Source organism: Streptococcus sp. A12, from assembly GCF_905372335.1.
In the GTDB taxonomy this organism is placed as follows: Bacteria; Bacillota; Bacilli; order Lactobacillales; family Streptococcaceae; genus Streptococcus.
In genome coordinates this window covers 1-22,535 of the sequence record NZ_CAJPOU010000026.1, presented here as the reverse complement: position 1 = coordinate 22,535, position 22,535 = coordinate 1, and the positions used below count along the sequence as shown (strand labels likewise).

The following is a 22,535-nucleotide window of genomic DNA, read 5'->3' as shown; positions in this document are numbered from 1 at the left end:
ATTTTGTCTCTAGCCCTGGTCCCTTTGTCAATATGATTACGCTCTTTGCGCTCTTGGCTATATCCCAAGGCTTGATGAGTTTTTACAATGTCTTTTACGAAAGCAAGGATTTACAATTTTACCGTCCCTATGCCTTTTCGGATGCAGAAGTGATTGCAGGAAAGAGTATTTCGGTCATCTTAGTGCTCCTGATGGCCCTGCTTCCAATGCTGAGTTATTTCATCATTCTTCCTATTCAAGCAGGGGGAAATGTTTTGGTGGGGCTCCTTCTTGGCCTTATTTGCGCCATGATTCTCCTCTCCATCCTCTTTTTAGGCACCTTGTTCCTATCACATCTGATTACCAAATCAGCTGTCTTTAAGAAACACACCAGTTTGGTGTCTAACCTCATCATTGGATTGAGTAGTCTCATTTCCATTGGAGCCTATCTCTATATCAATATGCTCCAGTCAGAGCACTCGGTAGCTGGTGATCTGGTCACTCAACCCAGCATTTTTCCTCCGATAGAGGTCTTTCATACCTTTATCTTGAATCCTTTGGATTCAGGAGCTCTACTTGGGATGTTGGCTTGGGTATTGGTTCTAGCAGTCCTCCTTTGGCTGGTAAAAAGTCAGGTCTTGCCTCATTTCTATGATGCTGCCCTTGAGGTTTCTTCTAGCCATGCGGTCAAGGAGCGAGTCAGTCAGATGAAGCTAGGAGATCAGAAGGCCTTTCATCGCTTTACCGTTTCCTATCATAAACGGCTTTTGAGTGATGGTACCTTGCTGACGCAGGTTATCTTCATGATGGCAATTTTCCCTTATTTGTTCACATTTGGCTTGTTTTTAGGAGCATCGCGAGCTTCCCTCCAAATTGAAAACTACCTCACGCCCCAATACCTGCTTCCTTTATCGTTGATTGCTTTTATGATTGGAGTCTTTAACTCTGTGGAAAGCTTGACCAGTATTGGAATCTCCTTGGAGCGGGAAAATTTCGCTTATCTCCGTTCCCTTCCGATTGACTTTAAACGCTATTGTTTGAAAAAATTTTGGATCCTCTTTTCGGTTCAGTCTGCTTTACCGATCGTGCTCTTAGTAGGGGTATCTTGCTACTTTGGGGTCCATCCCCTCTCCCTTCTAGCTATGCTGTTGATTTGGTTTTTGACCAGTTTGAGTTTGAGTGTGATCGCTTTTAGACGAGACTACAAGCTTTTAACGACCAATTGGTCGACTGTAACGGATCTGATGAACCGTAATAGAGGAAATGCTGCCCTGAGAGGCTTATTAATCTTTATCTTTATTATCGTCATGCTGATTTTGATAGGATTTGCTTTCTATCTCTCTGCTGTGGCCTTCACCACCTTGATTGCTAGTGTGATTTATCTTCTCATTGCAACTATAGGAGCTCTTGCAACTGTTTCTATCTATAAACGTACTTTTTATAAATTTAACCAAGAGATTGGTGAATAAAAAAATTCCCTCTGGTCCTGACCGGAGGGAATCTGTATGGTAAAAGAGAGTGGGACAGAAATCGGTAATTCGTTAGAATTCGATTTCGTCGTCCCACCTCCGCACAGTTGAGTAGGGCTGTAAAAGCTGATGAAATCAGCGTAGTAGAGCCCACTCAACCACTGCGTCTTGCTCGATAATCCAAAGACAATTGAGAGGCTAGGACTTTTGTCCCAGCCTCTTTTAAAGTTTGTTGTTAAATTTCATAGCCGATTAAGAGGCCACCTTCTTCAGCGTAAAAGCTGCAGAGGCCAGAGGTCGGAAGAACTTCGATATCCGCATTGGCGAACTTTTCATGGACCAAGGCAGAGAGTTGTTCTACGAATTTATCGTTGCGGCGGTGAGCGATGGTGATGTGTCCACCTTTATAGCCGGCTTTGAGTATTTCTTCAAAAGTAGTGGAAATAGCTTTCTTTTGGCCACGGGCTTTATGAAGGAGTTCAAGGGTTCCGGTATCGCTGGCTTGGCCGACCATACGGATGTTTAAGAGGCCGACAACCGTTCCGATAATTTTATTAAGTCGACCATTTTTAACCAAATTATCGACCTTAGCCAGGACAAAGATCAGTTTGGTTTTTTCTTGGTATTTGGTGATGACTTCGACCACTTGATCAAAGTCAAGGTCTTGAGCGATGAGTTGATGGAGTTTGCGGACGAGGAGGTCCACTTCACCACCAGCCGATAAACTATCGATCACATGGATATTGCTTGCAGGATGGTCTTCTAGATAAAGCTTTTTAGCGACCTGAGCACTATTGTGGCTACCAGACAAAGTACCAGTGATGGTAACAACGATGATATTATCAGCACCTTCAAAGGCTTTCATATAGTCATCGGGACTAGGACAAGCCGATTTGGAAGCAGTAGTAGTAGCATACATATCTTCCATCATTTTATCTGTATCAAGCTTGGCGTCGTCTGTGTAGATGGTCTCACCAATCTGAATGGTAAGGGGAACTGAAACAAAGCTAGTATCTGATGCAGCACTTTCATAAGTACGATAATCACAGCCAGAATCTGCAATAATTTTCCATTTCATTTTTATTACCTCAAAATGTAAAAAATTGTACATTGACAAGTAGTTAGTCTTTTTTTACAATTATATCATGAAGTTGCATTCTCTGAAAGCAGATACATTCAGATGATACAGATAGAAAGTAAGTGTTATGGCAGAAAGAAAGATATCAGAAAAATCCTTAGCAAATCTAAAGCGATCCAATCAAGAAAGCAATGCCATCACACGAGAATCCTTGGAGATTTCCCTGCTTCAGTTGTTGGATAAAAAGGACTTGAAAAAGATTACCATTTCAGAATTGGTGGAGAGAGCAGGCGTTTCTCGTGCAGCTTTTTACCGAAATTATGAGTCAAAAGAAGAATTGCTCGAATCAATCTTCCAATCAACTGTTTCGAAGATTACCAAGTCTCTGGAAGGCTATAATTTTAAGACCGATTTGTACCAGATATGGGTTTATCTCTTTAAAGAGGCCAAGAAGGAAGCCCGCATTATCAGCTTGGCTGTCGATTATAATTTTGAGAAACTGCTCACCAAGGCTGTTTATGAATTTCTGGAAAAGAGAATTAAAAGTCAGAAATCTTCACAAGGGCCAGCTAGTTATTTGAATTCCTTCCTCAGCTCAGCTATTGTCTCTGTTCTGGCCAAATGGATCAAGGATGGCATGAAGGTGCCGGCGGAGAAGATGGCTTCCTTAGGTCTTCCCTTGTTTCCTCAAAAGAAAAGAAAATAAGAAAAATGATCTACTAGATCGAGTGTTTACTTCGATTCCAGTAGATCATTTTTTACGTTATCTAGAAAACGGTCCAGTTCCTTTTGGTTCTTGAGAGAGATGAATTTTTCGGGGTAGGTGGAGTGGATGTTTTGATACCTTTCTCTGGCAGTTTTTGTTCGTCCATCCCAGAGAATCCAACGGATGAATTCCCAGTCAAAGCGTTCAGGGCAGCCTGCTGCCATACTCTCACGGACACATCCTTTATAACGGCGGTATCGTTTCCACCCTCTATAGAGGCAGTTCCAATGAGAGAAGTTGAGAAAGATAATCTGATCTGCTTGCTCCATTCTCTCCTCATAGCAGCACCAAGAGTAATTGCCATCAATGACCCAGTCTCTATGATCGCTGAGAAACTGTTTCAATTCTTGCTCCATCCAATCTCGGTCACTGTCTATCCAACCCGGTTGAAATTGAAGGGTATCCATGTGGATCTTGGGGATGGAGTAGTAGCGGGCTAGGTTTTCAGCCAAAGTTGACTTGCCAGATCCTGAATAGCCGATAATCGTAATTTTCATCTCTTCTCCTTATTTGGAAGCAACAAAAAAAGCTCCGAGGAGCTCATTTTGTATGCAATGCTTGATTAGCCAAGTTTTGCTGCAAGACGTGCTTTATCACGGCTAGCTTTGTTTTTGTGGATCAAACCTTTAGTTTCTGCTTTATCGATAGCTGAGCTAGCAGCGCGGTAAAGTTCTTCAGATGGGTTTGCTTCAAAAGCTTTGATTGCAGTACGCATAGCTGATTTTTGAGCCGAGTTTTTTTCGTTTTGTTTAACGTTCAATTCAGCGCGTTTGATAGCTGATTTAATGTTTGCCAATTTTTTCACCTCCAATGATATTCTAACTCTCTTATTATATCTGAAAACTTTTCTTTTGACAAGCCCAAACTAATTTTTCTTCGAATCGCTATTTCTTAAAGACCATATTGTCATATAATTCTTATCTCTTGAGATAGATTTCATCGATCTCATGGTTGGCAGATTTGTGCAGGATCAGTTCGGCTCGGTTCCGGGTGGGCTCGATATAGTCTTTTAGATTTAAGAGGTTGATCGACTCCCATACCTGATGAGCGAAGGCGAGGACTTCTTCTTCAGGTTGCTTGGTAAAGCGGTGGTAGTAGTTGCTTGGGTCATCTTTCGCACGGTCTAACAACTTTTTAAAGCGATCGATATACCAGGACTCAATATTGGCAACCTCAGCATCCACATAGATGGAAAAGTCAAAGAAGTCTGTCATATAGAGCCGATCATTTTGAGGATTCTGAAAGACGTTGATCCCTTCTACGATAATAAAGTCCGCAGCTTGGATGGTTTGCTTCTGGTCAGGGACGATATCATAAATCTCGTGAGAATAGACAGGGATCTGATAGCTTTGACCATTTTTGAGTTGGTTGAGGAAATCCAAAAGGAGCTCCATATCATAACTTTCAGGGAAGCCCTTGCGATTGAGAATGTTTTGTTCAATCAAGGTGGCGTTGGGATACAAGAAACCATCGGTGGTCACCAATTCAACAGTAGAATCTGAAAAGGTCCGAGAAAGAAGGATTTGAAGGAGACGACTCGTCGTTGATTTGCCGACAGCCACGCTCCCTGAAATTCCAATCATAAAAGGCTGTTTTTTACTTTCCTGTTGGAGAAAGATGCCTTTGGAGAAAGCTAAATCCTCTTTCGCTTTTTTGTAGATTTGAATCAGGTGTGTCAAGGGTAAGTAGATATCTGTCACATCTTGTAAACTAATGAGGTCATTAAAACTCTTGATCGAATTCAATTCCTCTTCAGACAGAGGAGGGGTCGATTTCCGGTGGAGATTTTGCCAAGTTTGTCGATTGATTTTTTCGAAGTGTAGAAATTCTTTATCCATTGCAAGCCTTTCCTCCATAGTGACCTTTAGTATATCAGTTTTGAGATCTTCTGTAAACGATTTAAAAATAGGTTAAATTATGCTATAATGCTAATATGAGTAAAATGTACTATGATGAACATCCAGATGCCCAACATGATATCCACGAGTTAGATGTGGTCCTTCTAGGAGAGCAGATGAAATTTTTGACGGATGCGGGCGTTTTCAGTAAGAAAATGATCGACTTTGGTAGCCAGGTCCTCTTATCTTGTTTGTCCTTCCAGCAAGGAGAGACGGTTTTGGATGTCGGTTGTGGGTATGGTCCACTTGGTCTCTCTTTGGTTAAGGCCCAAGGGATCCATGCGACTATGGTAGACGTTAATACACGGGCTTTAGATCTAGCTCAGAAAAACGCAGATTTAAATCAAGTTGAAGCAAAGATCTTCCAATCCAATGTTTATGATCAGGTTGAGGGAAGTTTTGATCATATTATCAGTAATCCTCCCATTCGAGCTGGGAAAAAGGTAGTTCATGAAGTGCTTTCGGGGAGTTTTGACCATTTGAATCCTGGTGGAGACTTAACCATTGTCATTCAGAAAAAACAGGGAGCTCCAAGTGCGAAGGCCAAAATGGAGGAAGTCTTTGGGAATTGTGAAATCCTCAAAAAAGACAAGGGATATTATATTTTAAGGAGTGAAAAAGTCACATGAGAGCTGTAGATATCATTCAGAAAAAACGTGATGGCATTGAGTTGAGTAAAGATGAGATTCATTGGTTGATCGAAGGCTATGTGGCTGGAACAGTACCTGATTATCAAATGGCTGCCTTTGCCATGGCGGTTTATTTCAAGGGGATGACGACCCGAGAAATCTCAGATTTGACCATGAAGATGGTGGAGACAGGGGAGCAATTCGACCTTTCCGCTATTAAAGGCATCAAGGTGGACAAACACTCAACAGGTGGTGTAGGAGACAAAGTAACAATTGTACTGGCACCTCTAGTGGCTAGCTTTGGCGTCCCAGTTGCCAAGATGAGCGGTCGTGGTCTTGGACATACAGGGGGGACCATCGATAAGCTAGAATCCATTAAAGGATTCCAAATTGAGCGGACCCAGAAAGAGTTCATTAAACAAGTACAAGAGATTGGTCTTTCTGTCATTGGGCAGTCGGACCAATTGGTCATGGCGGATAAGCTTCTCTATGCGCTCCGGGATGTGACAGCGACGGTTGATACGATTCCATTGATTGCTAGCTCTGTCATGAGTAAGAAGATTGCGGCTGGAGCAGATGCCATCCTTCTCGATGTCACCGTTGGAGAAGGGGCCTTTATGAAGACCATTGAAGAGGCGCGTGAACTGGCTCGTACCATGGTGAATCTTGGAAATGCTGTCGGGCGCAAGACCATTGCTGTCTTGACAGATATGAGCCAGCCTTTAGGAACCAGCATCGGGAACCGTCTCGAAATTCTTGAAGCCTTAGATATTCTTCAAGGAAAAGGCAGAGAAGATGTAACCCACTTTATTTGTGAATTAGCCCAAATTATGTTGGAGCTTGGTGGGGTGATGGCCAGCTTGGAAGAAATCAAGCAGCATCTAACAGCCGGCAAAGCACTGAAGAAGTTTGAAGAAATGGTCCTTGCTCAAGGTGGAGATTTAGACGATCTCTATCGTCCAGTTCAGGTAAAAGAACAAGTGCCTGTCTATGCAGAAGAGGATGGCTATATTGCAGCCTTGCCTGCTATGGAACACGGACTCTTCGCTATGCGTCTGGGGGCTGGAAGAGCTGTCAAATCAGATGATTTAGACTATGAAACAGGGGTTGTTTTCGCCAAGAAGGTCGGGGATCCTGTTCAAAAAGGGGACCTTGTTGCAACTATTTATACAAATTTAGAAATTTGTCAAAAAACCATTGCAGAATTCCAAAAAAATGTTAAAATACTAGACAAGGTTGTAAGCGTTTCAGAAATTATTGAAATTGTTTCGTAATTCGTTTGGGGGAGATTTATTAATGAAATTAAACAAATACATTGACCACACATTATTAAAACCTGATGCACAACAAGAACAAATCGAGGCTTTGATCGAAGAAGCGAAAGAATATGATTTTGCAAGTGTTTGTGTCCAACCGACCTGGGTCAACTTCGCTGCAGAAGGACTTCGGGATTCAGATGTAAAAGTGTGTACGGTAATTGGTTTCCCTCTTGGCGCGAACACACCTGCTGTTAAGGCATTTGAAACTCAAAATGCTATCCAAAATGGAGCCGATGAAATCGATATGGTCATCAATATCGGTGCCTTGAAATCAAAAAATCTAACATTAGTAGAAGAGGACATTCAGGCTGTTGTAGATGCAAGTGGTGATCGCTTGGTAAAAGTGATAATCGAAACCTGCTTGTTAACTGAAACTGAAAAAGTAGTGGCTTGTCAGATTGCCAAATTGGCAGGAGCAGACTTTGTCAAAACTTCGACTGGTTTCTCTACCGGAGGAGCAACTGTTGAGGATGTTGCCCTCATGCGCCAGGTTGTTGGACCGGATATGGGAGTGAAAGCATCTGGAGGTACTCGTAGCTATGAGGATGCACAAGCCATGATCCAAGCGGGTGCTAACCGAATCGGCACTTCCTCTGGAGTAGCCATCATGAAGGGAGAAGTAGCCCATGGCGACTACTGAGTTGATTGACCTAGCTGTAAAAACAAGTGAGAATGCTTATGTACCTTATTCTCATTTTCCAATTGGAGCTGTTCTTGTGACAGATGAGGGGAAGATTTATACAGGCGTCAATATTGAAAATGCGAGCTTCGGCTTGACCAATTGTGGCGAGCGGACAGCCATCTTTAAGGCTGTTTCAGAAGGAGAGCGTTCATTTAAGGAATTAATTATTTATGGTCAGACGGAAAAACCAGTTTCACCCTGTGGTGCTTGTCGCCAGGTGATGGCTGAATTTTTCGAGCCAGACCTACCGGTTACTCTGGTAGCCAAAGATAAATCGACGGTCGTGATGACGGTCAAGGAATTGCTTCCATATTCCTTTACAGATCTTACCTAGTAGCTTCTGTAAAGGCGGTCTATTGACCCTTTCATTAATCCGCAACTTAGTTGCATATCTTATTTAGGAGGTTCAGAAATGAACAAGAAACAATGGTTAGGCCTAGGTCTAGTAACTGTCGCTGCAATCGGACTTGCTGCATGTGGAAATCGTGCGTCTCGCAAAGATTCTTCAGATGCAAAAACTGATTTAAAAGCTGCTATCGTTACTGACACAGGTGGTGTTGATGATAAATCATTTAACCAATCTGCATGGGAAGGTCTACAAGCTTGGGGTAAAGAAAACGGTCTTTCTAAAGATAACGGATTCACTTATTTCCAATCTACAAGTGAAGCAGATTTTGCGAATAACTTTAGCCAAGCTGCTACAAACGGCTACAAATTAGTTTACGGTGTTGGATACAAACTTGCTCCAGCTGTTACAGCTGCTGCAGATGAAAATGCTGACATCAACTACGTTATCATTGACTCTGTTGTAAGCGATAAAAAGAACGTAGCATCTGCTGTTTTTGCGGATAATGAAGCTGCTTACCTTGCAGGGGTTGCTGCTGCCAAAACAACTAAGACTAACAAAGTTGGTTTCATCGGTGGAGCACGTGGTGAAGTTATCACTCGTTTCGAAAAAGGATTTGAAGCAGGCGTGAAGTCTGTAAACAAAGATATTTCAGTAGATGTACAATATGCTGAAGACTTCAACAACCCTGAAAAAGGAAGAACTATTGCAGCGACACAATACGCTGCAGGAGCTGACGTTATTTACCAAGCTGCTGGTGGTACAGGAGCTGGTGTCTTCAAGGAAGCTAAAGACTTGAACGAGAAGAAAAATGAAGACGAAAAAGTTTGGGTTATTGGTGTAGACCGTGACCAAGTCGACGAAGGTAAATACACTTCAAAAGATGGTAAAGAATCTAACTTCGTATTGGCTTCAACTTTGAAACAAGTTGGTAAAACTGTTCAAGAAATCGCAACTCAAACTGCTGATGGCAAATTCCCAGGTGGAAAAGTGATCACATTTGGTTTGAAAGATGGTGGTGTCGATTTGACAACTTCTAATCTTTCTAAAGATGCTAAAAAAGCAGTAGAAGATGCTAAAAAACAAATTATCGATGGTAGTGTAAAAGCACCTGAGAAATAAAACCTTCCAGAAGCGATCCATCCTTCTTGGGTCGCTTTTTTATGAGGTGTTGAGACATTTTGTCTCAATAGAACTTACTAACTCGTTTAGCAGGTCCTACTGAAATAAAATATAGTTTTCTAGAAAGGAATATTCGAATGGCACACGAAAACGTCATTGAGATGCGTGAAATTACCAAAATCTTTGGTGAATTTGTCGCAAACGACAAAATCAACCTCGAATTGCGTAAAGGTGAAATTCATGCACTTCTTGGTGAAAATGGAGCTGGGAAATCAACCCTGATGAATATGTTGGCTGGTCTTTTGGAACCAACGAGTGGAGAAATTGTGGTCAATGGGAAGTCTGAAAAACTAGATTCTCCTTCAAAGGCTGCTTCTCTAGGGATCGGGATGGTTCACCAGCACTTCATGTTGGTGGAAGCTTTCACTGTTGCAGAAAATATCATTCTTGGTAGCGAAGTCACTAATAAAGGTGTATTAGATTTGAAAAAGGCTAATGCAGATATCCTTGAGTTGTCAGAACGCTACGGCTTGGCTGTGGACCCTACAGCAAAGGTTGAAGATATTTCTGTTGGGGCTCAACAACGTGTAGAAATCTTGAAAACGCTCTATCGCGGAGCTGATATTCTGATTTTCGACGAGCCTACTGCAGTGTTAACTCCTGCTGAAATTTTTGAGTTGATGGGAATCATGAAAACCCTTGTTAAAGAAGGGAAATCTATCATCCTTATCACTCACAAACTAGATGAAATTCGTGCCGTTGCAGACCGTGTCACAGTTATTCGTCGTGGTAAATCTATTCAAACTGTTGGTATCGAAGGTGCTACCAATAAAGATTTGGCAGAAATGATGGTTGGGCGCTCAGTTTCTTTCGTAACAGAAAAAGAAGAAGCACAGCCTAAAGAAGTGGTTCTTGCAATTTCTGACTTGGTCGTGAATGAAAACCGTGGTGTTCCTGCGGTTAAAGAGCTATCTCTTGATGTTCGCGCAGGTGAAATTGTTGGGATTGCAGGGATTGATGGGAACGGTCAGAGTGAATTGATCCAGGCGATTACCGGACTTCGCAAAGTCAAATCAGGTAGTATCAAAATTAAGGGACAAGAAGTTGTAGGCTTTTCCCCACGTAAGATTACTGAAATGAATGTCAGCCACGTGCCTGAAGATCGTCATCGTGATGGTCTTGTTCTCGAAATGATGCTTTCTGAAAACATCGCACTTCAAACTTACTACAAAGAACCACTTAGCAAAAATGGTGTTTTGAATTACAATCAAATTAATTCCTATGCCCGCAAGTTGATGGAAGAATTTGACGTTCGTGCAGCTAACGAGATTGTGCCAGCAAGTGCTCTATCAGGAGGAAATCAACAGAAGGCCATTATTGCTCGTGAAGTTGATCGGAATCCAGATTTGTTGATCGTTAGCCAACCGACACGTGGATTGGACGTTGGTGCGATTGAGTACATCCATAAACGTTTGATTGCTGAACGTGATAAAGGGAAAGCCGTCCTCGTAGTCAGCTTCGAATTAGATGAAATTCTAAATCTATCCGACCGGATTGCTGTTATTCATGATGGAAAAATCCAAGGTATTGTGAAGCCATCTGAGACCAACAAACAAGAGCTTGGTATTCTTATGGCTGGTGGAGAAATCAAGGAGGCTTCAAATGAATAAAAATACAAGACAAATTGCTATTCCTTTTATTTCTGTAATCCTAGGAATCGTCCTCGGAGCCATTATCATGTGGATCTTTGGTTATGATGCTCTTTGGGGTTATGAAGAACTCTTCAAGACAGCTTTTGGTTCCATTAAAAATGTGGGTGAAATATTCCGTACTATGGGGCCACTGATTTTGATCGCTCTCGGATTTGCGGTAGCCAGTCGAGCTGGATTTTTCAATGTCGGCTTACCAGGACAAGCTTTAGCTGGTTGGATTGCGGCAGTATGGTTTGCTTTGTCCTTCCCAGATATTCCGCGTATCCTAATGATTCCTTTGACGGTCCTTGTGGCTGCAATTGCCGGTGGTCTCATTGGTTTAATTCCAGGACTTCTGCGAGCATTTTTGGGTACGAGTGAAGTCATCGTTACTATTATGATGAACTACATCGTCCTGTTTGCTGGAAATGAAATTATCCGGAACTTCCCTAAAAAGTTCATGGTCGATTCTGAATCTAGTATCACAGTAGGAGCAAATGCAAGTTATCGCCTCGGGTTCTTGACAGAATTGACTAAGTCACGGATGAATATCGGTATCTTTATCGCCTTGATTGCTGTTGCAGTTATTTGGTTCATTATTAAGAAAACAACACTTGGTTTTGAAATCCGTTCCGTTGGTCTCAACCCCAATGCTTCAGACTATGCAGGGATGTCGGCTAAACGTACCATCATCCTTTCCATGGTGATTTCAGGTGCCCTTTGTGGGATTGGAGGAGCTGTAGAAGGGATTGGTACCTTCCAGAACGTTTATGTTCAAGCTGGTTCCTTGGCTGTTGGATTTAATGGGATGGCAGTGGCTCTCCTTGCTAGCAATTCCCCTATTGGGATTGTCTTTGCTGCCTTCTTGCTTGGAACCTTGCAAACAGGGGCTCCAGGTATGATCACAGCGACTATTCCACCAGAACTTGTCAATATTGTGACAGCTTCGATCATCTTCTTTGTAAGTGCTCACTATATTATCGAAAAATACATCAAGCCTAAAAAACAAATGAAAGGAGTAGAGTAAGGATGAATATTGTTGCTATACTAACGATTCTTGTATCGAATATGCTGGTCTATGCTGCTCCCCTCATTTTCACTAGTATCGGAGGTGCCTACTCCGAACATGCTGGTGTCGTTAATGTCGGTTTGGAAGGGATCATGGTTATGGGAGCTTTCACAGGAGTCGTGTTTAACTTGACTTTTGCTGGTTCTCTTGGAGGCATGACAATCTGGTTATCTCTCCTTGCAGGCGGTTTGGTTGGTCTCATTTTCTCTGCTATCCATGCGGTAGCGACTATTAACTTCCGTGCTGACCATGTGGTGAGTGGTACGGTATTGAATTTGTTGGCTCCTGCCTTAGCCGTCTTCTTGGTTAAAGCTATTTACGGAAAAGGCCAAACCAACAATATCGATTTGTCATTTGGTAAATTTGATTTTCCTTTCTTGTCTGATATTCCTGTCATTGGTGATATCTTCTTCAAGAATACTAGCTTAATGGGATATGTAGCGATTGCATTTTCATTTGTAGCATGGTTTATCATGTTTAAAACGAAATTCGGTCTTCGTCTTCGCTCAGTTGGTGAACACCCACAAGCTGCGGATACACTCGGTATCAATGTTTACCTCATGCGTTACTATGGTGTGCTCATCTCTGGATTTTTAGGAGGAGTTGGGGGTGCCTTGTATGCACAATCTGCTTCTGTCAATTTCTCTGCCACTACCATTGTGGGACCTGGATTTATCGCCCTAGCGGCAATGATCTTTGGTAAATGGAGCCCAATCGGAGCCATGCTATCCAGTCTATTCTTTGGACTTTCACAAGCCTTGGCGGTTGTATCTACGCAGATTCCTTTCCTTGCCCATATTCCTGGAGTATACCTCCGTATTGCTCCGTATGTGTTGACCATCATCGTCTTAGCGGCCTTCTTTGGTAAGTCGGTTGCACCGAAAGCAGATGGTGTGAACTACATCAAATCGAAATAAAAGCCTCCCTTATGGAGAAAGAAAGCACGAGTCATTCGGACTCGTGCTTTTTTGTGCTTATGGATTGGTTTGCATTTCTGAAAGTAGGTTTTCAGCTGTCGTAGTCGGTAAGATCCGCAGGCGTTTTAGTGAGTAGAGACCATCGTCTAGACTAGCTAGTCCATTATTGGTTGTTAAGCCCATTTTATAGCCATTGTTTTTTGCTAGTTCCATGGTGACGTCAGAGTAGCGACCGGCTGGGTAGACAATGGTAGTAGTGGTTTGGTTGAGTTTCTTGTCTAGTACTTGTTTGGAATTTGATAGTTCAGATTCCTGACGAGAGCTATCTGATTGGGCCAAATCTGGGTGAGATACCGTATGACTCTCAAACGTCATACCTTGATCTTTCATTTCTTTGATCTGATCGAAGGTTAAAACACTGGGTCTTTCTTCGTCAGAAAAAGAAGTAATGATATTGTTGGTTGCGGTCATTTGGTATTTTTTTAGGAGAGGATAGACAATGGTATAAAAGTCTGCAATTCCATCATCAAAGGTCAACCAAACGACTTTTCCCCCTTCAGGCAGTTCATTTTTAGTGAGTGCGCGATAGGCTTCTTCAGGCGTCAAGGTGTAGTAACCGGCCTCTTTTAAGGCTTTGAGATGACTTTCAAAAGTTTCTGGTGCCACGATGAGATTGGCATTGGCTTCTTCAGACGGAGCCATCGTGTGAACAGCGTGGTACATGAGAATTGGAATTTTTACAGGTTGATCTTGTTTTACCCATTTAGTGGTGGAATCTTGTTGCTTCGTAGATTGGCTTGTATTTGTTTCTGCCTGACTCACAGTCTGACTTGTATTTGTAACTTGCTTGACAGCAACGGGAGTGCTAGGACCCCGTTTCAATAGGAGAAAGCTTAAAATGAAGATGCAGGATAGCAAAAAAGCATTTAAAACAAGTAGCAATCGTATTTTCTTTGGTACACGTCTTTTTCGGTGATTCATAGAGACCCCTTTCTAATTCATTATCATTATATCATAGGGGCAGGAAATCTCTTCAAGACAAAGTTACAAATGGAGTAAAATTTTGGGGAATCTCCTTGACTTTTGAAGGAATGGCTTGCTAGTAGGTTTAGTGAGAAGATTTAAATCAGAGAAAGTAGAGTTCTTGTAGAGGAAGAAGGCCATAGAACTAGTCAGAAGGGGTTTGTTTTTGATATAATAGACTATATTAGATTTTTAAGGAGACCAACATGTCTGTAAAAATTGCCTTACTAGGATTTGGGACGGTAGCAAGTGGTGTGCCGTTTCTATTAAAAGAAAATGGTGATAAGATCTTCCAAGCTGCTCAGTCTGAAATTGAAGTAACTAAAGTTCTTGTCAAGGATGAAGAAGAGAAAGCCCGCTTATTAGCTGCAGGGAACGATTTTAACTTTGTAACAAATATTGACCAAATTATTGAAGACGCAGAAGTTTCAATCGTTGTTGAATTGATGGGTCGAATTGAGCCAGCTAAGACCTTTATTACACGTGCTCTTCAAGCTGGAAAACATGTCGTAACAGCTAATAAAGATTTGCTTGCGGTTCATGGAGCTGAGTTGATTGCGATTGCCAAAGAGCATGGCGTTGCCCTCTATTATGAAGCAGCAGTAGCTGGAGGCATTCCAATTCTTCGGACCTTGGTAAACTCTCTCGCTGCAGATAAGGTGACTCGCGTCCTCGGTGTGGTCAATGGAACCTCCAACTTTATGATGACCAAGATGGTCGAAGAGGGCTGGTCTTATGAAGATGCTTTAGCTAAGGCTCAAGAGTTGGGCTATGCGGAAAGTGATCCAACCAATGACGTAGATGGGATTGATGCAGCCTACAAGATGGTGATTTTGAGCCAGTTTGCTTTTGGGATGAACATTCAGTTTGACCAAGTAGGTCATAAGGGGATCCGCAACATTACTCCTGAGGATGTTGCTGTGGCTCAAAGTTTAGGCTATGTAATCAAATTGGTGGGATCTATCGAAGAAACTCCTTCTGGTCTCTCAGCAGAAGTAACTCCAACCTTCTTACCAAAAGTACATCCACTAGCTGGCGTGAATGGTGTCATGAATGCCGTTTATGTGGAGTCTATTGGAATCGGGGAATCCATGTACTATGGTCCTGGTGCAGGTCAAAAACCAACAGCTACTAGTGTAGTCGCTGACATTATTCGCATTGTTCGTCGCCTCAATGATGGAACAATTGGAAAAGCCTTTAACGAATACAGCCGTCCTGTGCAATTGGCTAAACCAGAAGATGTGAAGAGTGATTATTACTTCTCTATTCATACTCCAGATATGAAGGGACAATTGCTCAAGTTGGCACAAATTTTCAACCAAGAAGATGTTTCCTTTAAGCAGGTTCTCCAAGCAGGTGCCAAAGATTCTGTGGCTCGTGTTGTGATTATCACTCACCAATTGAATCAAACACAATTGCACCATATCATTGAGAAAATCGATGCTGAAGCTGACTTCACCTTGTTGAATACCTTTAAAGTATTGGGAGAATAAGATGAGAATTACAGTACCAGCGACCAGTGCCAATGTCGGTCCAGGATTTGATTCTGTTGGAATCGCTGTTTCTAAGTATTTGACCATTGATGTGCTAGAAGCGCAAGAAAACTGGTGGATTGAACATGACTTGGGAGAGGAAATTCCAAGTGATGAGGAGAATCTCTTGCTTCAAACCGCTCTCCAAGTTGCATCTGATTTGCCTCCTCATCGTCTGAAGATGACCAGTGAAGTGCCTTTAGCGCGTGGTTTGGGATCCTCTAGCTCTGTTATCGTAGCGGGGATTGAGTTGGCCAATCAACTGGGAAAATTATCCCTAAGTGATGAGGATAAACTAGAAATTGCGACAAAAATCGAAGGTCATCCGGATAACGTAGCGCCAGCCATTTTTGGAAATCTGGTCGTAGCGAGCTATGTGGATCAGCAGACCAATCATTTGGTCCTTCCCTTCCCTGAATGTTCTTTGGTAGCCTTTGTTCCCAATTACGAACTCAAGACCAGTGATAGTCGAAATGTCCTTCCAAGTGAGTGGACTTACAAGGAGGCTGTTGCAGCTAGTTCGATCGCAAACGTGGCCATTGCTGCCCTTGCTAAGGGAGACTTGAGAGTCGCAGGAAAGGCAATTGAAGCGGATCGCTTCCATGAAGGCTACCGCCAACAGTTGGTTGTAGAGTTCCCTCAGGTGAAAGAAGTTGCACATCAACACGATGCATATGCGACTTACCTTTCTGGTGCAGGGCCAACTATTATGACCTTGCTCCCAGTTGAACATGCGGAAGCCTTTGCCAAAGACTTAGAATCTAAGGGCTTAAATGGTCAGGTCTTCTCTTTAAAAATTGACACAACTGGTGTGAAGGTAGAGAACAGCGGATCTTGATTTTATGAAAAAATGATTAGATAGGCTAAATTAGTCTATCTAATTTTATTTATCTATGATAAAATAGTTCTATAAATCATTTGTCTATCAAATTATTTTAGGATAATAAACAATTATTCGAAAGATAGATAGAATTGTAAAGGAGATTGTAATTTTAATGAAAGACTTTGAACGTCATCAACTTGCTACGGAACTTGGATTCCAGTATGATCCTGAAACTTCATCTATTTATGGGGAAAATTCTGGCTATTTCTTCTTACTGAGAGAAACAGACACAAAAAATGTTTTTACCATTGCGATTTCTGTGTCGCGTGATGATGCAGAAGAAGCAGCGACTCAATTGCATCAAATGGTGAAAGACTCTTCTGTTTTGAAGAGTATTAGCCTCAACCAATATGTCACAACTTTCACTGTAAAAGCTGGAATGACCAAAGCAAAAACGAATGAAAACGTTCGTCAAGCCTTAACAGAAATCCTGCAATTTTTGCAAACCAATGGCTTCTACACTGTTTGTGGTTACTCTGGTGAAAAAGGACTAGTTGGTCTCTATCAGATTGGAGATTCCCTCTTCTTGATGAACGAAGATAGCTTCCAAGAGCTCAGTACTCAACTAAAGATTGAAACGGATTCGTATAATAGTCAGAAAGAAAATGTCCTTCTTGGAACAGTCGGTGCCTTTATTGGTGCCATTATCGGAGGAGCTGTTACTCTTTTCATTGCCCGCCTCGGCTATGTAGCTTTTTATGCTGGTTTCATCCTTGGTATCTGTGTTGTCAAAGGCTATGAAATCTTAGGGAAGAAATTTAGTAAACTTGGAGCAGTTATTTCTAGCATTCTCTTGTTAGTGACTATCGTTCTCGTGCACCAATTTGACTACGCTTTAGAAGCAGTTAAACAACTTGGAGTCGACTTTAGTGATGGATTTGATTTGATCAATACCCTTGTTCTAAATGGTGAAGCACCTGAAAAATACTTCTTTAACTTCTTTATGTTGGCAGTCTTCACTATTATTGGGGGTGGTGTTGCCATTAGTTCAGCCTTGTCCACTCATAAGACACGTGGCATTGCACGTAAGATTGGCTAATTCAATTAACCCTTGTTTAAAAAAATTAAAACAGAATCGGTCCTTTGGCTGCTTCTGTTTTTTACTTCTGAGTCGAAAAGTGGGCTGGTTTTTGTTATAATGGATAAGATAACGTATAAAAGAGAGTTGTGAGATGGAAATCCTAAAGCAAATCAAAGAGGAGTTGGCTGGTATTGAGATTTTGTTCAATGAGCCACTCAAACAATATACCTATACAAAGGTTGGAGGAGCGGCAGATTATTTAGCCTTTCCTTGCAATCAATATGAATTAAAACGAATTGTCACCTTTGCTAATGCTCAGGAAATTCCTTGGATGGTCCTGGGGAATTCTTCCAATATTATCGTCCGTGACAGTGGGATTGAAGGCTTTGTGATCATGTTTGATCATTTCCATGACGTCCGAGTCAATGGCTATGTGATTGAAGCGGAGGCGGGATCTAAGCTAATTGATGTGACTCATGTAGCCCGCTACCATAGCTTGACAGGCTTTGAATTTGCCTGTGGGATTCCAGGTAGCATAGGTGGAGCAGTCTATATGAATGCTGGTGCCTATGGCGGTGAGATTGCCCATATTCTTCAATCATGTAAGGTCTTGACGCCAGAAGGAGAAATTAAAACCTTAACAGCAGAGGAATTAGCTTTTGGCTATCGCCATTCCAAGATTCAAGAAACTGGTGACGTGGTGATTTCTGCCAAGTTTGCCTTAGCACCTGGCAATTATGATCAGATCGCTCAAGAAATGGCTCGCCTGACTCATTTGCGTGAGCTTAAGCAACCACTTGAGTATCCGTCTTGTGGCTCTGTCTTCAAGCGTCCGGTTGGGCACTTTGCGGGTCAATTGATCAGTGAAGCAGGATTGAAAGGGCATCGAATTGGTGGTGTGGAGGTTTCTGAAAAGCATGCCGGCTTTATGATCAATGTCGATCATGGTACTGCCAAAGATTATGAAGACTTGATTGCCCATGTCATTGCGACAGTTGAAAAATCAGCTGGGGTGACCTTGGAGCGCGAAGTCCGTATTATTGGAAAAGATTAACGGTTCGAAATGGAATAGGGGCTACTTTAGGGTAGACCCTTCCTACTTTAGAAGGGGGGTGAGTGCCTATCGATACCGAAAATAGGTGGGGCAGTCTTATAAGTCCCCGAGAGGTGTTGGTGGTCTGACGGGTTCGCTCGTCAGCCTATGAGACTAGTTGGTTGGTCTCAGAAGGAAACGCATGAAAAAGAAGGAATTTATGTGAATTGAAAAAACCAATTATTGAGTTTAGAAATGTCTCAAAAGTATTTGAAGACAGTGATACAGTGGTTCTCAAAGACATCAACTTTGAGTTGGAAGAAGGGAAATTCTATACCCTCCTCGGTGCTTCAGGATCTGGTAAATCAACGATTCTGAACATCATTGCCGGTTTGTTAGACGCTTCGACAGGGGATGTCCTCTTGGATGGTGTTCGGATCAATGATGTACCGACTAACAAACGGGACGTCCATACCGTCTTCCAATCCTACGCCCTTTTCCCACATATGAATGTGTTTGAGAATGTTGCTTTTCCCCTCCGTTTGAAGAAGGTAGACAAGGCTGAAATCGAGAGACGAGTAACAGAAGTCCTCAATATGGTGCAATTGGGAGGCTTTGAGAAACGGTCCATCCAGAAACTTTCTGGTGGTCAACGCCAGCGGGTAGCCATTGCACGGGCGATTATTAATGAACCGCGAGTGGTCCTCTTGGATGAGCCCTTGTCTGCCCTCGACTTGAAATTGCGGACAGACATGCAGTATGAGCTCCGTGAATTGCAACAACGCTTGGGTATTACCTTTGTTTTTGTTACCCATGACCAGGAAGAAGCGCTAGCGATGAGCGACTGGATCTTCGTCATGAACGAAGGAGAAATCGTCCAGTCAGGAACGCCGGTCGATATCTACGATGAGCCCATCAACCATTTTGTTGCGACCTTTATCGGTGAGTCCAACATCCTTCCAGGGATCATGATCGAAGACTACTTAGTAGAATTCAACGGCAAACGCTTTGAGTCGGTCGATGGAGGGATGAGACCAAACGAACCGGTTGAAGTTGTCATCCGTCCCGAAGACTTGAGAATTACCCTGCCAGAAGAAGGCAAGCTCCAGGTAAAAGTGGATACCCAACTGTTCCGTGGGGTTCACTATGAAATCATCGCTTATGATGAATTGGGGAATGAGTGGATGATCCACTCAACCCGTAAGGCTATCGTGGGTGAGGAAATCGGTCTGGACTTTGAGCCAGAAGATATCCACGTCATGCGTCTCAATGAAACGGAAGAAGAGTTTGATGCTCGGATCGAAGAATACGTAGAAGTGGAAGAGCAAGAAGCTGGATTGATCAATGCCATCGAGGAGGAAAGAGATGAAGAAAACAACCTCTAACTTCTTTGTGGTTCCTTACTTTCTCTGGATCCTCCTTTTTGTCTTGGCTCCTGTAGCCTTGATCATTTGGCAATCCTTTGTCAATGTCCAGGGACAAGGTTCCTTAGAGAATTACCAAACCTTTTTTACAGCGCAGAATTGGACCTACCTCAAGATGAGTTTTAACTCCATTCTCTATGCTGGGATCGTTACTTTTGTGACGCTCTTGATTTCTTACCCGACAGCTTATTTTTTGACTCAGCTTAAGCACCGCCAACTCTGGCTCATGCTGATTGTCCTTCCGACATGGGTCAACCTCTTGCTCAAGGCTTATGCCTTTATCGGGATTTTTGGTCAAGGGGGATCTATTAACCAATTCTTGAGATTCATCGGAATCGGTCCGCAACAGATCCTTTTTACGGACTTTTCTTTCATCTTTGTTGCTAGTTACATTGAGTTGCCTTTTATGATCCTTCCTATCTTCAATGTTTTGGATGATTTGGATCCAAACCTCATCAATGCTAGCTATGACCTAGGAGCTAACAAGTGGGATACCTTCCGTCGAGTTGTCTTCCCACTGTCTATGAACGGGGTTCGCTCGGGTGTTCAGTCAGTCTTTATTCCAAGTTTGAGTCTCTTCATGTTGACGCGTTTGATCGGAGGAAACCGGGTTATTACCCTGGGGACTGCCATCGAGCAGCACTTCCTTACGACGCAAAACTGGGGAATGGGATCCACCATTGGGGTAGTCTTGATCCTTGCTATGCTCTTAGTCATGTGGGTAACGAGAGAAAGGAGTGAACGATGAAAAAGATTTCACGTATCTATTTAGGATTGATTTTCCTGCTCCTTTATCTCCCAATCTTTTACTTGATTGCCTATGCCTTTAATGCTGGCGGGGATATGAATGCTTTTACAGGCTTTACCTTGGAACATTTCCAAAGTCTCTTTGAGGATACGCGTCTCATGTTGATCCTCTCACAGACCTTCCTCTTGGCCTTCTTGTCAGCCTTGATTGCGACCATAATTGGGACTTTTGGGGCGATCTACATTTACCAGTCTAAGAAGAAGTTTGAAGGTCCATTTTTGTCCATCAATAACATCCTTATGGTAGCACCTGACGTGATGATCGGGGCTAGCTTCCTGATCCTCTTTACGACCATCAAATTCCAGCTGGGCTTTGCTTCTGTCTTGATGAGTCACGTGGCCTTTTCTATTCCAATCGTGGTCTTGATGGTCTTGCCGCGCTTGAAGGAAATGAACCGTGATATGGTCAATGCGGCCTATGACCTAGGAGCTACTCAGGTACAGATGTTGAAGGAAATCATGCTTCCTTATTTGACACCTGCCATCATTGCTGGTTACTTTATGGCCTTTACGTATTCCTTGGATGACTTTGCGGTGACCTTCTTTGTTACGGGAAATGGCTTTACGACCTTGTCTGTTGAGATCTACTCACGGGCTCGTCAAGGGATTTCGTTGAATATCAATGCCCTTTCTGCCTTGGTCTTCCTCTTCAGTATCTTACTGGTGGTCGGCTATTACTTCATCACTAGAGAGAAGGAGGAGACAGTATGAAAAAACTCTATTCATTCTTGCTAGGGATTGTCGTAGTCATCCTTGTTTTAGCAGGGTTAAGTGCCCGTCTTGAAGCCAAGACCAATCCAAAAGACAGTGACAAGCTGGTCATCTACAACTGGGGAGACTATATCGATCCAGAATTGCTTAAGGAATTTACCAAGGAGACAGGCATTCAAGTCCAATACAATACCTTTGATTCCAATGAAGCCATGTACACCAAGATCAAGCAAGGGGGAACAGCTTACGATATAGCGATTCCAAGTGAATACATGATCGCCAAGATGATGGACGAGAATCTGCTTGAAAAATTAGATAAGTCTAAACTGAAAGGCTTAGACAATATCGACCCACGCTTCTTGAACCTGGATTTTGATCCGGACAATCAGTACTCAGTTCCTTACTTCTGGGGGACCCTTGGCATCATATACAACACCAAGATGGTCGACAAGGCTCCAGAACACTGGGCTGATCTATGGAGACCGGAGTACAAGAATGACATCATGATGTACGATGGGGCGCGTGAAGTCATGGGAATTGGACTCAATAGCTTAGGTTACAGCCTCAACTCCAAGGATCCTCAGCAATTGCAAGAGTCTGTCGATAAGCTTTATACCTTGATGCCCAATATCAAGGCCCTTGTAGCCGACGAAATGAAAGGCTACATGATTCAAAATAATGCGGCTATTGGGGTAACCTTCTCCGGTGAAGCTCGTCAAATGCTGGATGCCAATGAGGACCTTCGTTACGTCGTCCCATCAGAAGCCAGCAACCTTTGGTTTGATAATATTGTCATTCCAAAGACCGTGAAGAATAAAGAAGCAGCTTATGCCTTTATCAACTTCATGCTTCGCCCAGAGAATGCATATAAGAATGCTCTCTATGTCAGGTATTCTACACCGAACAAAGAAGCTAAGAAGATGCTACCAGAAGAGGTCCAAGAGGACCAGGCCTTCTACCCAAGTGATGACACACTAAAGAACTTAGAAGTTTATGAACAACTTGGCAAGAAGTGGTTGGGCGTCTATAACGACCTCTACCTACAAGTGAAGATGTATCGGAAGTAGGAGCGAATTTCTATTTGGTCGTTTTATCTAGGAACAAGCTTATAAGCCTAGTTATGGTTTATAAGCTTG

Annotated in this window: 23 protein-coding genes; 18 read left to right on the top strand and 5 right to left on the bottom strand. The window is 42.6% G+C overall.

The annotated features are described in order from the left end of the window. Positions 1-1,448: hypothetical protein (locus QZ158_RS05120; RefSeq protein ID WP_293883030.1), on the top strand; the 1,448-nt coding region annotated here is incomplete at its 5' end. Positions 1,449-1,683: 235 nt separating this feature from the next. Here QZ158_RS05120 and QZ158_RS05115 read toward each other — a convergent pair. After that, positions 1,684-2,526 carry a DegV family protein gene (locus QZ158_RS05115; protein WP_293883027.1) on the bottom strand — a complete coding sequence of 281 codons (843 nt, stop codon included), beginning with the start codon at positions 2,524-2,526 and terminating at the stop codon, positions 1,684-1,686. Between the two features lie 127 nt (positions 2,527-2,653). Between QZ158_RS05115 and QZ158_RS05110 the strand changes: the two genes are divergently transcribed. Next, positions 2,654-3,232, top strand: a complete 579-nt coding sequence (locus QZ158_RS05110) for a TetR/AcrR family transcriptional regulator (RefSeq protein WP_293883024.1) — start codon at positions 2,654-2,656, stop codon at positions 3,230-3,232. Between the two features lie 26 nt (positions 3,233-3,258). On the opposite strand, the gene QZ158_RS05105 is transcribed toward QZ158_RS05110, so the two are convergent. From QZ158_RS05105 to coaA, 3 genes are all read right to left on the bottom strand, one after another. After that, on the bottom strand, positions 3,259-3,789 hold the full coding sequence (locus tag QZ158_RS05105; RefSeq protein ID WP_293883021.1) for a DNA topology modulation protein: 531 nt from the start codon (positions 3,787-3,789) through the stop codon (positions 3,259-3,261). Between the two features lie 65 nt (positions 3,790-3,854). Continuing rightward, positions 3,855-4,103: a 30S ribosomal protein S20 gene (rpsT, locus tag QZ158_RS05100; RefSeq protein ID WP_023023719.1), complete on the bottom strand. Its 249-nt coding sequence runs from the start codon at positions 4,101-4,103 to the stop codon at positions 3,855-3,857. 106 nt (positions 4,104-4,209) lie between these two features. Then, a complete protein-coding gene (gene coaA, locus QZ158_RS05095) occupies positions 4,210-5,130 on the bottom strand; it encodes a type I pantothenate kinase (RefSeq protein WP_129269509.1) in 921 nt (306 codons plus the stop codon). A 95-nt stretch (positions 5,131-5,225) separates the two neighbouring features. On the opposite strand from coaA, the gene QZ158_RS05090 reads away from it, so the two are divergent. The 8 genes from QZ158_RS05090 to QZ158_RS05055 all read left to right on the top strand — a co-directional run bounded on the left by QZ158_RS05090 (position 5,226) and on the right by QZ158_RS05055 (position 12,965). After that, complete coding sequence (locus QZ158_RS05090; protein WP_293883007.1) at positions 5,226-5,819, top strand: class I SAM-dependent methyltransferase; 594 nt, start codon at positions 5,226-5,228, stop codon at positions 5,817-5,819. Continuing rightward, on the top strand, positions 5,816-7,093 hold the full coding sequence (locus tag QZ158_RS05085) for a pyrimidine-nucleoside phosphorylase (protein ID WP_293883004.1): 1,278 nt from the start codon (positions 5,816-5,818) through the stop codon (positions 7,091-7,093). Before QZ158_RS05090 ends, QZ158_RS05085 begins: the two co-directional genes overlap by 4 nt. Before the next feature lie 22 nt (positions 7,094-7,115). Continuing rightward, positions 7,116-7,778: a deoxyribose-phosphate aldolase gene (deoC, locus tag QZ158_RS05080; protein WP_061564122.1), complete on the top strand. Its 663-nt coding sequence runs from the start codon at positions 7,116-7,118 to the stop codon at positions 7,776-7,778. Next, positions 7,765-8,154 carry a cytidine deaminase gene (locus tag QZ158_RS05075; RefSeq protein WP_048687941.1) on the top strand — a complete coding sequence of 130 codons (390 nt, stop codon included), beginning with the start codon at positions 7,765-7,767 and terminating at the stop codon, positions 8,152-8,154. Before deoC ends, QZ158_RS05075 begins: the two co-directional genes overlap by 14 nt. A gap of 78 nt (positions 8,155-8,232) precedes the next feature. Continuing rightward, positions 8,233-9,288, top strand: coding sequence for a BMP family protein (locus QZ158_RS05070; RefSeq protein ID WP_293882999.1), 1,056 nt, complete (start codon positions 8,233-8,235; stop codon positions 9,286-9,288). Between the two features lie 137 nt (positions 9,289-9,425). After that, entirely contained in the window at positions 9,426-10,958 is a 1,533-nt protein-coding gene (locus tag QZ158_RS05065; protein ID WP_293882996.1) for an ABC transporter ATP-binding protein, read from the top strand. Next, positions 10,951-12,006: an ABC transporter permease gene (locus QZ158_RS05060; protein WP_293882994.1), complete on the top strand. Its 1,056-nt coding sequence runs from the start codon at positions 10,951-10,953 to the stop codon at positions 12,004-12,006. Before QZ158_RS05065 ends, QZ158_RS05060 begins: the two co-directional genes overlap by 8 nt. A gap of 2 nt (positions 12,007-12,008) precedes the next feature. Continuing rightward, positions 12,009-12,965 carry an ABC transporter permease gene (locus QZ158_RS05055; protein WP_048687951.1) on the top strand — a complete coding sequence of 319 codons (957 nt, stop codon included), beginning with the start codon at positions 12,009-12,011 and terminating at the stop codon, positions 12,963-12,965. A gap of 57 nt (positions 12,966-13,022) precedes the next feature. Here the strand turns inward: QZ158_RS05055 and QZ158_RS05050 are convergent, their stop codons facing one another. Next, on the bottom strand, positions 13,023-13,946 hold the full coding sequence (locus QZ158_RS05050; protein WP_293882990.1) for a polysaccharide deacetylase family protein: 924 nt from the start codon (positions 13,944-13,946) through the stop codon (positions 13,023-13,025). A gap of 248 nt (positions 13,947-14,194) precedes the next feature. Here QZ158_RS05050 and QZ158_RS05045 point away from each other — a divergent pair, with 248 nt between their 5' ends. The 8 genes from QZ158_RS05045 to QZ158_RS05010 all read left to right on the top strand — a co-directional run bounded on the left by QZ158_RS05045 (position 14,195) and on the right by QZ158_RS05010 (position 22,466). Next, positions 14,195-15,481, top strand: a complete 1,287-nt coding sequence (locus tag QZ158_RS05045; RefSeq protein WP_293882987.1) for a homoserine dehydrogenase — start codon at positions 14,195-14,197, stop codon at positions 15,479-15,481. A gap of 1 nt (position 15,482) precedes the next feature. Continuing rightward, entirely contained in the window at positions 15,483-16,358 is an 876-nt protein-coding gene (gene thrB / locus QZ158_RS05040) for a homoserine kinase (RefSeq protein ID WP_293882984.1), read from the top strand. 157 nt (positions 16,359-16,515) lie between these two features. Next, positions 16,516-17,442 (top strand): hypothetical protein, encoded by a 927-nt coding sequence (locus QZ158_RS05035; RefSeq protein WP_293882981.1) that lies wholly within the window; start codon positions 16,516-16,518, stop codon positions 17,440-17,442. 133 nt (positions 17,443-17,575) lie between these two features. Beyond that, positions 17,576-18,478, top strand: coding sequence for a UDP-N-acetylmuramate dehydrogenase (gene murB / locus QZ158_RS05030; protein ID WP_293882979.1), 903 nt, complete (start codon positions 17,576-17,578; stop codon positions 18,476-18,478). 206 nt (positions 18,479-18,684) lie between these two features. Further along, positions 18,685-19,842, top strand: a complete 1,158-nt coding sequence (locus QZ158_RS05025; protein WP_293882977.1) for an ABC transporter ATP-binding protein — start codon at positions 18,685-18,687, stop codon at positions 19,840-19,842. Beyond that, positions 19,823-20,629, top strand: coding sequence for an ABC transporter permease (locus QZ158_RS05020; protein ID WP_293882974.1), 807 nt, complete (start codon positions 19,823-19,825; stop codon positions 20,627-20,629). Before QZ158_RS05025 ends, QZ158_RS05020 begins: the two co-directional genes overlap by 20 nt. Beyond that, positions 20,626-21,399: an ABC transporter permease gene (locus tag QZ158_RS05015; RefSeq protein ID WP_048687979.1), complete on the top strand. Its 774-nt coding sequence runs from the start codon at positions 20,626-20,628 to the stop codon at positions 21,397-21,399. Before QZ158_RS05020 ends, QZ158_RS05015 begins: the two co-directional genes overlap by 4 nt. Further along, positions 21,396-22,466 (top strand): ABC transporter substrate-binding protein, encoded by a 1,071-nt coding sequence (locus tag QZ158_RS05010; RefSeq protein ID WP_293882971.1) that lies wholly within the window; start codon positions 21,396-21,398, stop codon positions 22,464-22,466. The genes QZ158_RS05015 and QZ158_RS05010 overlap by 4 nt, the downstream gene beginning before the upstream one ends. Positions 22,467-22,535 lie beyond the last annotated feature (69 nt).

What these genes read in the sequence shown, in the direction of transcription:
- QZ158_RS05115 (WP_293883027.1), bottom strand. Translation starts at nt 2,526, where the DNA reads ATGAAATGGAAAATTATTGCAGATTCTGGCTGTGATTATCGTACTTAT.
- QZ158_RS05110 (WP_293883024.1), top strand. Translation starts at nt 2,654, where the DNA reads ATGGCAGAAAGAAAGATATCAGAAAAATCCTTAGCAAATCTAAAGCGA.
- QZ158_RS05105 (WP_293883021.1), bottom strand. Translation starts at nt 3,789, where the DNA reads ATGAAAATTACGATTATCGGCTATTCAGGATCTGGCAAGTCAACTTTG.
- coaA (WP_129269509.1), bottom strand. Translation starts at nt 5,130, where the DNA reads ATGGATAAAGAATTTCTACACTTCGAAAAAATCAATCGACAAACTTGG.
- QZ158_RS05090 (WP_293883007.1), top strand. Translation starts at nt 5,226, where the DNA reads ATGAGTAAAATGTACTATGATGAACATCCAGATGCCCAACATGATATC.
- QZ158_RS05085 (WP_293883004.1), top strand. Translation starts at nt 5,816, where the DNA reads ATGAGAGCTGTAGATATCATTCAGAAAAAACGTGATGGCATTGAGTTG.
- deoC (WP_061564122.1), top strand. Translation starts at nt 7,116, where the DNA reads ATGAAATTAAACAAATACATTGACCACACATTATTAAAACCTGATGCA.
- QZ158_RS05075 (WP_048687941.1), top strand. Translation starts at nt 7,765, where the DNA reads ATGGCGACTACTGAGTTGATTGACCTAGCTGTAAAAACAAGTGAGAAT.
- QZ158_RS05070 (WP_293882999.1), top strand. Translation starts at nt 8,233, where the DNA reads ATGAACAAGAAACAATGGTTAGGCCTAGGTCTAGTAACTGTCGCTGCA.
- QZ158_RS05065 (WP_293882996.1), top strand. Translation starts at nt 9,426, where the DNA reads ATGGCACACGAAAACGTCATTGAGATGCGTGAAATTACCAAAATCTTT.
- QZ158_RS05060 (WP_293882994.1), top strand. Translation starts at nt 10,951, where the DNA reads ATGAATAAAAATACAAGACAAATTGCTATTCCTTTTATTTCTGTAATC.
- QZ158_RS05055 (WP_048687951.1), top strand. Translation starts at nt 12,009, where the DNA reads ATGAATATTGTTGCTATACTAACGATTCTTGTATCGAATATGCTGGTC.
- QZ158_RS05050 (WP_293882990.1), bottom strand. Translation starts at nt 13,946, where the DNA reads ATGAATCACCGAAAAAGACGTGTACCAAAGAAAATACGATTGCTACTT.
- QZ158_RS05045 (WP_293882987.1), top strand. Translation starts at nt 14,195, where the DNA reads ATGTCTGTAAAAATTGCCTTACTAGGATTTGGGACGGTAGCAAGTGGT.
- thrB (WP_293882984.1), top strand. Translation starts at nt 15,483, where the DNA reads ATGAGAATTACAGTACCAGCGACCAGTGCCAATGTCGGTCCAGGATTT.
- QZ158_RS05035 (WP_293882981.1), top strand. Translation starts at nt 16,516, where the DNA reads ATGAAAGACTTTGAACGTCATCAACTTGCTACGGAACTTGGATTCCAG.
- murB (WP_293882979.1), top strand. Translation starts at nt 17,576, where the DNA reads ATGGAAATCCTAAAGCAAATCAAAGAGGAGTTGGCTGGTATTGAGATT.
- QZ158_RS05020 (WP_293882974.1), top strand. Translation starts at nt 19,823, where the DNA reads ATGAAGAAAACAACCTCTAACTTCTTTGTGGTTCCTTACTTTCTCTGG.
- QZ158_RS05015 (WP_048687979.1), top strand. Translation starts at nt 20,626, where the DNA reads ATGAAAAAGATTTCACGTATCTATTTAGGATTGATTTTCCTGCTCCTT.
- QZ158_RS05010 (WP_293882971.1), top strand. Translation starts at nt 21,396, where the DNA reads ATGAAAAAACTCTATTCATTCTTGCTAGGGATTGTCGTAGTCATCCTT.